1 protein-coding gene is annotated in these 235 nt (G+C 61.7%); it reads left to right on the plus strand.

From position 1 onward, the window contains the following. Positions 1-192 (plus strand): histidinol dehydrogenase (locus AAEZ05_RS30245; RefSeq protein ID WP_350650364.1); only part of this gene is annotated, 192 nt, incomplete at its 5' end. Positions 193-235 lie beyond the last annotated feature (43 nt).

Genomic DNA, 235 nt, shown 5'->3' on the forward strand with positions numbered 1-235 from the left:
TTGCCGACCTCCGGCACTGCACGTTTCTCGTCGCCGCTGGGGGTGTACGACTTCCAGAAGCGCTCGTCGATTATCTTCTGCTCGCCACAAGGCGCTTCCGAGCTGGGCAAGACCGCCTCGGTGCTGGCCCGTGGTGAATCCCTCAGCGCGCACGCACGCAGCGCCGAATACCGCATCGTCAAGGGAGAGTAAGGCATGAGCAAATTCTGGAGCCCTTTCGTCAAGAACCTGGTGC

This window comes from Pseudomonas sp. HY13-MNA-CIBAN-0226, from assembly GCF_040310305.1.
Lineage (GTDB): Bacteria > Pseudomonadota > Gammaproteobacteria > Pseudomonadales > Pseudomonadaceae > Aquipseudomonas > Aquipseudomonas gregormendelii.